The following is an 11,467-nucleotide window of genomic DNA, read 5'->3' on the forward strand; positions in this document are numbered from 1 at the left end:
GCCGCGGCGTGACGGCGCGGCGTGGCCCGTCGCCCTGTCGGCCCGTACCCCCCAGGCGCTGCGCGACCAGGCTCGGCTGATGCTCCACCATGTCACCGCGGACCCGGATCTCGGCCTCGCCGACCTGGCGTTCTCGCTGGCCGCCACCCGGTCGGCCTTCGAGGAGCGGGCCGCGGTGCTGAGCGCCGACCGCGACGAGTTGATCGAGGGCCTGGCGGCGGTGGCGGACGGACGCCCGTCCCCACGGGTGATCGAGCACACCGCGGCCGGTGGCCGGACCGCGTTCCTCTTCTCGGGCCAGGGCAGTCAGCGGGCCGGGATGGGCCGGGAGCTGTACGAGACCTTCCCGGTGTTCGCCGACGCGTTCGACGCGGTGTGCGCGCATTTGGACGCCCACCTGGAACGGCCGCTGTCCGAGGTGGTGTTCGCGGAGCCCGGTTCGGCCGAGGCGGAGGCGCTGGACGAGACACGGTGGACCCAGCCCGCGCTGTTCGCGGTGGAGGTGGCGCTGTTCCGGCTGCTGGAGTCCTGGGGGATCGTCCCGGACTATCTGGCGGGGCATTCGATCGGCGAGATCGCGGCCGCCCACGTGGCGGGAGTGTTCTCGCTGCCGGACGCGTGTGCCCTGGTGGCCGCGCGCGGCCGGCTGATGCAGGAGCTGCCGCCCGGGGGAGCGATGGTGGCGTTGCAGGCCACCGAGGAAGAGGTGGCTCCCCAGCTGGGCGAGCGGGTCTCGGTCGCGGCCGTGAACGGACCGCGGTCGGTGGTCGTGGCGGGCGACGAGGCCGCGGTACTGGATGTGGCGGCCAGGTTCGAGGAGCAGGGCCGCAAGACCAGGCGGCTGACGGTCAGCCATGCGTTCCACTCCGCGCTGATGGAGCCGATGCTGGCGGAGTTCGGGCGGGTCGTACGAGGTCTGTCGTTCGAGGCGCCACGGATCGCGCTGGTGTCCAATCTGACGGGCGACGTGGTGTCGGCCGAGCGGGTGTGCGCGCCGGAGTACTGGGTGGAGCACATCCGCCGTACGGTGCGGTTCGCCGACGGCGTCAGCCGGCTCGCCGCCGAGGGCGTCACCACCTTCCTGGAGGTGGGGCCCGACGCCGTACTGACCGCCATGGCGCAGGAAACCCTCGGCGAACGGTCGGCCGGCGCCCTGCTCGTCCCCGCGCTGCGCAGGACGCGTGGCGAGGAGACCGCCCTGGTGGCGGCCGTGGCCCGGCTGCACACCCACGGCGTGGGCGTCGACTGGGCGGGCTTCTTCGCCTCCTCCGGCGCCCGACCGGTCGACCTGCCGACCTACCCCTTCCAGCACCAGCGCTTCTGGCCCGAGGAGGCGGCTGATCAGGAGGCCACGGCCCCCGATACGGCGGACGCGGACTTCTGGGCCACCGTGGAACGGGCCGACCAGGCGGACATCGCCTCGCTTGCGACGACGCTCGACGTCGACGACGGGGCGTTGACGATGGTCCTGCCCGCGCTCTCGTCCTGGCGCCGCCGACGCCACGAGCAGTCGGTGGTCGACAGCTGGCGCTACCGGATCGGCTGGAAGCCGCTCACCGACCCGGCCCTGGCCGCCCCCTCGGGGACCTGGCTCGCCGTGGTCCCGGCCGGACACGTCGAGGACCCCTGGGTGAACGCGGTGGTCGAGGCGCTGGGCACCGAGACGGTACGGCTGGAGGTCACCGGACCGGACCGCGCTGCGCTGGCCGAGCGGTTGCGGGCACAGCTGGCCGAGGGGCCCCGGCCCGTCGGCGTGGTGTCGCTGCTGGCCGTGGCCGACTCCACGGGGCAGGTCGTCCCGCCGGGACTCGCCCTGACCGCCGTGCTGGTGCAGGCCCTGGGCGACGCCGAGGTCGGGGCCCCGCTGTGGTGTGTCACCCGGGGCGCGGTGTCGGTCGGCCGTACGGAGCGGGTGGCCGACCCGCGGCAGGCCGCGGTGTGGGGGCTCGGCCGGGTGGCCGCGCTCGAACACCCGCAGCGCTGGGGCGGGTTGGTCGATCTGCCCGAGGAGCTTGACGGGCGGATCGCCGCCCGGTTCGCCGCGGTGCTGGGCAAGACCGGCGGCACGGAGCCGGCCGAGGACCAGGTCGCGGTGCGCGCGTCGGGCGTGTTCGGCCGCCGACTGCGACGGCCGGTCGGCGCCTCGCCCAAGGACGGCTGGCGGCCCTCGGGCACGGTGCTGGTCACCGGCGGCACCGGGACACTGGGCGGCCATGTCGCCCGGTGGCTGGCCAGTGCCGGCGCGGAGCACATCCTGCTGGCAAGCCGCAGCGGCCCCGAGGCCGAAGGGGCCGAGGAGCTGCGGGCCGAGCTGGCCGGGACGGGAGTTCGGGTGTCCATCGTGGCCTGCGACGTGGCCGACCGCCGACAGGTGGCGGACCTACTGGCGGACATCCCCGGCGACTGCCCGCTGACCGCCGTGGTGCACGCGGCGGGGGTGCTGGACGACGGGGTCCTCGACGGTCTGTCGCCCCAGCGGTTCGAGACGGTGTTCCGGTCCAAGGTGGAGTCGGCGACCGTCCTGGACGAGCTGACGCGGGACCTGGACCTGACGGCCTTCGTGCTGTTCTCCTCCGCGTCCGGCGCAGTGGGCAACGCCGGCCAGGCCAACTACGCCGCCGCGAACGCGGTGCTGGACGCGCTGGCCGAGCGCCGCCGGGACCAGGGCCTGCCCGCCACCTCGGTGGCCTGGGGCGCCTGGGCCGGTGGCGGAATGGCGGCGAGCGCGCGTGCCGAGGAGACGTCGCACCGCACCGGGGTGGCCGCGATGGCCCCGGAGGCGGCGCTGTCGGCCATGCGCAGCGCGGTGGGCTCCACTGAACCCACCTCCGTGGTCGCCGATATCGACCAGGCCCGGTTCATCCACGCCTTCACCACCCTGCGGCCCAGCCCGCTGCTGCGGGAGCTGCCCCGGTACGCCGAGCTCACCGCGGGCGCCACCGTCTCCCCGCGCGACCAGGCGTCGGCCGCGGCCGAGCTGCGGGAGCGGGTGCTCGGGCGGGCGGCGGCGGAGCGGCCCCGGGTGGTGCTGGACCTGGTCCGCGCCCAGGTCGCCGGGGTGCTTGGGTATGCGGGGCCCGAGGCCATCGGCGCCGACCGGGCGTTCAAGGACCTCGGCTTCGACTCGCTGGCCGCGATCGAGCTGCGCAACCAGCTCACCGCGACCACCGGGCTGAGCCTGCCCGCCACGCTCGTCTTCGACCACCCCACGCCCGCCGCCCTCGCCGAGCATGTGCTGCGGGAGCTCGTACCCGAAACGGCCGGTGGTTCGCCCGCCGACGAGCGGGAGAACGAGATCCGGGCGCTGCTGACCTCCGTACCCCTCGCCCGGCTGCGGGAGGTCGGGCTGCTCGAGCCGCTGCTCCAACTGGCCGGCCATCCGGCGGCGACGGCGGAGCAGGCGCCGGGGGACTCGATCGATGCGATGGACCTGGACGACCTGGTCAGGGCCGCGCTCGACGGCAACGAGCACTGACCGCAAGCCGGGGGCGGCCCCCGGGCCCGTCGAGCGGACGGGCCCGGGGGCCTCTCGTATGCCGCCGGTGCCGCCGGGCGTCCCCCGGACACGCCCCGTCCGTCGGCGTCCCCTGACACGCCACGGCCACCGGCGGCCCGGGACATGGCAAGCGGCCCGGACGACGGCTGCCAGCGGGGCTGGAGCGCGTCATCCGGGCCGCGAGGTCCGGTCAGAAGCCGTTCAGGTCAGAAGCCGTTCAGGTCAGGAGCCGTGGCGAGACACCCAGGAAGCCAACGGGGCCATCACCCCTCCTCCAAGGTGATGGCCCCGGACGGGCAGAGGTGGACGGCCTCCCGGGCCGCGTCCTTCGTGGCCGCGCCGGGCTCCGCGAGCACCGTGACGGTGCCGTCGTCGTCCTGGTCGAACAGGTCCGGCGCGGCGAGCACACACTGGCCCGCCCCGACACAGCGGTCGGCGTCCGCGTTGATTCGCAACGTATTCACCTCCGTCGGAACTACCAGGTGACCGGCAGTTCATGCAGGCCGAACAGGATCCCTTCGTCCTTGAACGGCAGTTCCTCGGGCGGCACCGCGAGCCGCAGGGTCGGAATCCGCTCGAACAGCGTCCGGTAGGCGATCCCCATCTCGGACCTGACCAGGTGCTGGCCGAGACACTGATGCACGCCGTAGCCGAACGCCACATGGTGGCGGGCGGTTCGGCCCGGATCGAACTGGTCGGCCCGCTCGAAGGCGTTCTCGTCATGGTTGGCCGCCGCGCCCAGGGGCACGATGCCCTCCCCGGCCTTGATCAGCTGACCGCCGATCTCGACGTCCTCGACCGCCACCCGCAACGCCACCCGGTCGGCGACCGACAGATAGCGCAGCGCCTCCTCGACCGCGCGCGGATCCCCGATCCACTCCCGGTTCAGCAGCAGCATGACCACACCGAGGGCGATGTTGTTGGCCGTGGTCTCATGGCCGGCGATCAGCAGCAGCAGCGCGATGCCGGAGACCTCCTGGGCGGTCAGCGTCTCGTTCTTCAGCAATCCGCTGATCAGATCGTTGCCCGGGAACTTGTGCTTGATGGAGATCAGCTTGGTCAGATAGGTGATGAGCTCCTTGGCCGCGCTCTCCCGCTGCTCGTCGGTCGAGGTGAACGTGACCAGGACGCGAGTGCGGGACTCGAAGTACTCATGGTCGGAGTACGGCACCCCCAGCAGCTCACAGATGACCAGCGACGGCACGGGCAGCGCGAACTGGGCCACCAGATCCGCGGAGTTTCCGCCCTCGAGCAGGGCGTCGATGAGCTTGTCCACGATGCGCTGGATGGCCGGCTGCATCTCCTTGATGCGCCGCACCGTGAACTCCGGGATGAGCGCCTTGCGGAACCGGCCGTGCTCCGGCGGGTCGTACGCGACGAACCAGCCGGGCACCTGGTCGGGCGGCGGCACCGTGCCGTTCTTTCCCATGCTGGGAAAGCCCTCGTGCAGCGGGTTGGAGCTGATCCGGGGATCGGTGAGTACATTCCGTACGTCTTCGTGGCGGGTGACGAGCCACACCGTGCTGCCGTTGGGCAGTGAGGACTTGACCAGCCCCTCCTGCGAGCGCAGCCCGGCGTACTCCGCCGGTGGGGAGAGACGGCCTGGCTGCCGCCTCGGGAACTCGATCGGAATTGCGTCAGCGGTTGCCATCTTCACGCTTCCCACGTAGGTGGTGTTCGGACAAGGAGTGTCGGCCGGTTGTCACTTCGGCGCGTCGTCACTTCAACGCATGGCTACTTCAGCGCGGGGGAACCGAGGATCAGATCGGCCGCGGTGTTCAAACCGCCCGCCTCCCGCTGCACCTGGGCAAAGTGGCGGGCCCGCTCGTGGAACGAGGCCTCGTTCAGCACCCGCGTCAGCTTGTCGACCACATCGTCGACGTCGAAGGTCTGCGGCCGGTCCAGCGTCAGGCTGACCCCGCTGTCCGCGCCGCGTACGGCCTGGTCGTAGCAGTCGATCCACAGCGGCCGGACCACCAGCGGCTTGCCGAAGTAGATGCCCTCGTGGAAGCCGTTGCCCCCGCCGTGGGTGAAGAACACCTTGACGTTCGGGTGGGCCAGCACATCGAGCTGGGACGGCACCCAGCTCTCGATCCGCAGATTGCCCGGTAGCTCGCCGTCCGGCGGCAGAAACTGCTGCTGGTCCTTGGGCAGTTTCCACAGCACATCGTGGCGCCCATCGAGCCGGCGGACCACCTCCACCAGGGAGCGCACCTGGTCGGCGGTCAGCCGGGTGACGGTACCGAAGCCCATGTAGACCACCGAGTCCCGGGCGTCGAGCCACCGGGACAGCCCGCCGTCGTCCGGCGCCTCGGGCAGTGGCGGCACGATCGCGCCCAGCAGGCGCATGTTGTCGGAGAACGGGAACGGATACTCCAGGCCGGTGACCGAGAAGCACAGGATCTGTTCGGCCAGGTCGGTCCGCGCGGTCATCTTGGCCGCCTCGGGGGCGATGCCGAGGTCCTTGCGCACCTGGTTGAAGGCGCCGAGCGTCTTGAGCATGCTCGGCTTGAAGAACATCGCCACCTTGCGGATCTTGAACCAGCGATTGGCCATCCGCTGTGCGAAGGACATGTGGAGCGACAGACCGGAGTGTGCCGAGGGGAAGTTGGAGCGCAGGCTGGTCATGAAGAGGTTGCTGGGCAGGAAGGGGACGCTCAGCATGAACGGGATCTTCCTGGTGATGGCCACCTCGACACCGAAGAACGACACGCTGTCGATGATCATCAGCGCGGGCTCGACCTCATCCACCACCGCGTCCAGAGCGCGGTACTTGGGGACCCGCAGCTGCGGTTTGAAGGTGTGTTCCACGAGCGCGCGGTGGGCCTTCCACCGCGACGGCTGAGTGACACGCCGATACGTCTCGTCGTCCCAGGTGGGGGAGGAGAACTCGGGCACCACCTCGCCCAGGGAGGCAAAGCGCACCGGGCTGTCCTCGTTGATGCCCTCGATGTCCGCACGCCGCTTCTCGTCGGTGGCGAACCACAGATCCGGCACCCCCCGCCGCGACAACTCGGTGGCGATGGTGAACAGCGAGTTGAACAACCCGCTCTCCGGTGAACTCACAAACAGGATCGGCCGTCGGGACGAGGTCACGATCAACACCTCCGCGGGTGCGGGCTGGATGACGGGAGGCATGCCGAGCGCGCTCGCGCGTTGCAGCGCGCGAACAAGGCGATCGGTACTCGATCGGCAGCCAGACTTCTTTGCTACCGGCACACGGCCAAAGAAATCCCCAGTAGTTGGCCGACACCGGGGCGCTGAGCTGCTGTCTGACGCGCGCTGCGGCAATGACTAGGGGATTGCCAGTGGCTCGTCGCTTTCACTTCGAAACCAGGGACGCCGATTGGTTCGACGGCGCGCACTGGGAAACCGCGCACGCGGCGCTGCGCCCGTGAGCGATGTCCACGGATCCATGCCGAACTACGGAGTTGATCATGGCTACGCCCAGCGACAAGGTCGTCGAAGCGCTCCGAGCCTCCATGAAGGAGACCGAGCGGCTGCGTCGGCAGAACCAGACTCTCGTTGCCGCGGCAACGGAGCCGATCGCGATCGTGGCAATGAGCTGCCGGTTCCCGGGCGGGGTGGGTTCCCCGGAGGAGCTGTGGGAACTGGTCGCCGACGGCCGCGAGGCGATCTCCGGTTTCCCCGTCGACCGCGGCTGGGACCTGGACGCGCTGGACGCGGGTGACGGCCGTCCGGGCGCCAGCGCCACCCTGGAGGGCGGTTTCCTCGACGGTGTCGCCGACTTCGACCCCGGTTTCTTCGGGATCTCGCCACGCGAGGCGCTGTCCATGGATCCGCAGCAGCGGCTGCTGCTGGAAACCTCCTGGGAGGCGGTGGAGCGGGCCGGGATCGATCCGATACGGCTGAAGGGCTCCCGTACCGGGGTTTTCGTCGGCATGAGCGGCCAGGATTACTCGTATCTGACCGTGAACTCCCTGACCGACCTGGAAGGCAACGTCGGCACCGGCATGGGCGCCGGTGCCGCCTCCGGACGGCTCTCCTACACGCTCGGCCTCGAAGGCCCCGCTGTCACGGTGGACACCGCCTGCTCCTCCTCGCTGGTGGCCCTGCACCTCGCCACCCAGGCGCTGCGGTCGGGGGAGTGCTCGCTGGCGCTGGTCGGCGGTGTGACCGTGATGTCCACTCCGGGCTCGTTCATCGAGTTCAGCCGCCAGGGCGGGCTGGCCGCCGACGGCCGGTGCAAGTCGTTCGCCGAGGCGGCGGACGGTACGGGCTGGGCCGAGGGTGTCGGCGTACTGGTGGTGGAGCGGCTGACGGACGCGCGCCGCAACGGACATCAGGTGCTCGCCCTGGTACGGGGCTCGGCGATCAACCAGGACGGCGCGTCCAACGGCTTCACCGCGCCGAACGGTCCGTCGCAGCAGCGGGTGATCCGGCAGGCGCTGGAGAACGCGGGGCTGTCCACCGCGGATGTGGACGCGGTGGAGGCACACGGCACGGGCACGAAGCTGGGCGATCCCATCGAGGCACAGGCGCTGCTGGCCACGTACGGCCAGGAGCGCGAACAGCCGCTGTGGCTGGGGTCGGTGAAGTCGAACATCGGGCATACGCAGGCGGCGGCGGGCGTGGCCGGTGTCATCAAGATGGTCATGGCGATGCGGCACGGGGTGCTCCCGGCCACCTTGCATGTGGCGGCCCCCTCTTCGCATGTGGACTGGTCGGCGGGCGCGGTCGGGTTGCTGACCGAGGCGGTGGCCTGGCCGGACGGTGAGCGCCCGCGCCGCGCCGGGATCTCCTCGTTCGGGGTCAGCGGCACCAACGCGCACACCATCCTGGAGCAGGCCCCACCGGCCGAGTCCGAGTCCGAGATCGCATCCGCCGGGCGCTCCGCCGTGGTGCCGTGGGTGCTGTCCGGCAGAACCGAACCCGCGCTGCGCGCCCAGGCGGCCCGCCTCGTGTCCTTCCTCGACGGCGCCACGTCCAGCGCGCCGCGGACGGACGCACTGGACGTGGCGCTGTCGCTGGCCACCACCCGGTCGGGCTTCGAACACCGGCTGGCGGTGCTGGCCGAGGACGCTGCGGGCCTCCGTACGTCGCTGAGCTCCTGGCTCGCCGGGCGGACCACGGCGGGTGCGCTCCAGGGGGTGGCCCGGCCGGACGGTGGGCTCGGGGTGCTGTTCTCCGGCCAGGGTGCCCAACGGCCGGGCATGGGGCGGGAGTTGTACGCACGCTTCCCGGCGTTCGCCGAGGCGTTCGACGCGGTGTGCGAGCACCTGGACGAGCGGTTGGCGCGCCCGTTGCGGGAGGTGGTGTTCGCCGAGCCCGGGTCGCCGGAGGCGGCGCTGCTGGACGAGACGGGGTGGACGCAGCCCGCGCTGTTCGCCATCGAGGTGGCACTGTTCCGGCTGGTCGAGTCGTGGGGTGTCCGGCCGGACACTCTGGCGGGGCATTCGATCGGTGAGATCGCGGCGGCGCATGTGGCCGGGGTGTTCTCGCTGGCGGACGCGTGTGCCCTGGTGGCGGCACGGGCCCGGCTGATGCAGGAGTTGCCGTCCGGTGGGGCGATGGTGTCCCTCCAGGCCGCCGAGGACGAGGTCGTTCCGTATCTGGGCGAGCGGGTGTCGATCGCCGCGCTCAACGGACCGCGCTCGGTGGTGATCGCCGGGGACGAGGCCGCGGTGCTGGAGATCGCGGCGCGGTTCGAGGAGCAGGGCCGCAAGACCCGCCGCCTGCGGGTGTCGCATGCGTTCCATTCGCCGTTGATGGACCCGATGCTGGCCGAGTACGACGAGGCCGCGCGTGGGATCTCGTACGAGGCGCCGCAGATCCCGTTCGTATCGAACCTGACTGGTGAGCCGGCCACGGCCGAGCTGGTGTGTTCCCCCGAGTACTGGGTGCGGCACGTCCGGGAGCCGGTGCGGTTCGCCGACGCGGTGACGGTGATGATCGCGGCCGGTGCGTCCGCCTTCCTCGAGGTCGGCCCCGACAGCGTGCTGTCCGCCATGGTCCAGGAGACACTGGGTGGCCGACCCACCGCCCCGGCCCTCGTCCCCGCGCTCCGCAAGGACCGGACCGAAGAGGAGGCTCTGACCGAGGCGGTGGCCCGGCTGCACATCGCCGGGGCTCGTCTGGACTGGGCGGCGTTCTTCGCCGGGTCCGGGGCGCGGCGCGTGGATCTGCCGACCTACGCGTTTCAGCACCAGCGGTACTGGCCCGAGGCCGCCGCGGCCGCACCGGGCGGTGCGGTAGATCCGGTGGACGCGGAGTTCTGGGCCGCGGTGGAGCGGGAAGACCTCGGCGCGTTGGCGGCCGACCTGGATGTCGACGGCGCGGCGTTGGAATCCCTGGTACCGGCGTTGTCGTCGTGGCGCCGGCAGCGGCGGGAGCGGTCGGTCGTGGACGGGTGGCGACACCGCGTCACCTGGAAGCCGTTGACCGGTGTGCCCGAAGGCGTGGTGTCGGGCACCTGGCTGGCCGTGGTGCCGGAGGGGCTGGCGGAGGACCCGTGGGTGTGCTCGGTGGTCGCCGCGCTGGGGGCCGGGGTGGTGCCGCTGGAGGTCGGTGACACGGACCGTACGGCCCTGGCGGCGCGGTTGCGTGAGGTCGTGGCGGACGCCGGGGCGCCTGCGGGCGTGGTGTCGCTGCTGGCGCTGCTGGAGTCGGCGGCGGCGGAGCGTCCGGCCGTACCCGCGGGCGTCGCGCTGACGACGTCGCTGCTGCAGGCGCTGGGCGACGCGGGTGTTGACGCGCCGGTGTGGGCGGTCACCCGGGGCGCGGTGTCGGTGGGGCGTTCGGAGCGGGTGACGAATGCGGTCCAGGCCGCGGTGTGGGGCCTTGGTCGCGTTGCGGCGCTGGAGTACCCACAGCGCTGGGGCGGCCTGGTCGATCTGCCGGAGGCCATGGACGGGCGGGTGGCATCGCGGTTCGCCGCGATGCTGGCCGGGTTCGAGGGCGAGGACCAGATCGCGGTCCGGAGGTCCGGAGTGTTCGGCCGCCGACTTGTCGCGGCGCCGACCGGGACCGGGGAGGGGGCCTGGGAGCCGTCGGGCACGGTGTTGGTGACCGGCGGTACGGGGGTGCTGGGCGGCCATGTCGCCCGCTGGCTGGCGCGCAGTGGCGCCGAACACCTGGTGCTGGCCAGTCGTAGCGGTGAAAAGGCCCCGGGCGCCGACGAGTTGCGGTCCGAGCTGGTGGCCCTGGGCGCGCGGGTCTCGGTGGTGGCGTGCGATGTCTCCGACCGGGACGAGGTGGCGGCCGTGCTGGCCGCCGTTCCCGACGACTGCCCGCTGACAGGTGTGGTGCATGCGGCGGGTGTGCTGGACGACGGGGTGTTGGAAGGGCTGACGCCGGAGCGGTTCGAGGCGGTGTTCCGGTCCAAGGTGCGGTCCGCCCTCGTCCTGGACGGGCTGACCCGGGACGTGGACCTCGCGGTGTTCGCACTGTTCTCGTCGGCTGCGGGCGCGCTGGGCAACCCGGGACAGGGGAACTACGCCGCCGCGAACGCGGTACTGGACGCGCTGGCGGAACGGCGCCGCGCCCAGGGCCTGCCCGCCACCTCGGTGGCCTGGGGCGCCTGGGCCGGTGGCGGCATGGCGGGCGACGGCCGGGGCGACGCCCTTACGCGGCGTACCGGCACTTCGGCCCTGGAACCCGAGATGGCGATCTCCGCATTGAGCCGGGCCGTTGTCGGACAGGAAGCGGTGGTCGTCATCGCCGACATCCAGCGGCCCGAGTTTCTGCGCGTGTTCGCCGGAGTACGTCCAAGCCCGGTCCTGTCCGACCTGCCCGGCTATCGCGAGCTCGCCGAGGCGGGAACCGCCGGCAGCCGGGAGACCGCACAGGCCGCGTCCGCCCTCGTGGAGCGGCTGTCCGGGCTGGCCGCGGCGGATCGCCCCGCAGCCGTACTGGACCTGGTCCGTGGCGAGGTCGCCGCGGTGCTCAGGTACTCCGGCGTGGCGGCGATCGAGCGCGACCGGGCGTTCAAGGATCTGGGCTTCGACTCGC

Annotated in this window: 4 protein-coding genes and 1 pseudogene; 2 read left to right on the forward strand and 3 right to left on the reverse strand. The window is 72.0% G+C overall.

All coding sequences use genetic code 11. The features are described 5' to 3' along the window. The coding region (locus ACWDSL_RS48255; RefSeq protein ID WP_450495464.1) for an SDR family NAD(P)-dependent oxidoreductase at nucleotides 1-3,475 on the forward strand (3,475 nt) is incomplete at its 5' end. A gap of 284 nt (nucleotides 3,476-3,759) precedes the next feature. Here the strand turns inward: ACWDSL_RS48255 and ACWDSL_RS48260 are convergent. From ACWDSL_RS48260 to ACWDSL_RS48270, 3 genes are all read right to left on the reverse strand, one after another. After that, complete coding sequence (locus tag ACWDSL_RS48260) at nucleotides 3,760-3,951, reverse strand: ferredoxin (RefSeq protein ID WP_089510635.1); 192 nt, start codon at nucleotides 3,949-3,951, stop codon at nucleotides 3,760-3,762. A 20-nt stretch (nucleotides 3,952-3,971) separates the two neighbouring features. Continuing rightward, nucleotides 3,972-5,147, reverse strand: coding sequence for a cytochrome P450 (locus ACWDSL_RS48265; protein WP_450495466.1), 1,176 nt, complete (start codon nucleotides 5,145-5,147; stop codon nucleotides 3,972-3,974). Between the two features lie 83 nt (nucleotides 5,148-5,230). Next, nucleotides 5,231-6,592 (reverse strand): glycosyltransferase, encoded by a 1,362-nt coding sequence (locus tag ACWDSL_RS48270; RefSeq protein ID WP_450495468.1) that lies wholly within the window; start codon nucleotides 6,590-6,592, stop codon nucleotides 5,231-5,233. 356 nt (nucleotides 6,593-6,948) lie between these two features. Here ACWDSL_RS48270 and ACWDSL_RS48275 point away from each other — a divergent pair. After that, nucleotides 6,949-11,467: pseudogene (locus ACWDSL_RS48275) on the forward strand (type I polyketide synthase); the annotation flags it as partial.

The organism is Streptomyces sp. NPDC000941, assembly GCF_053599555.1.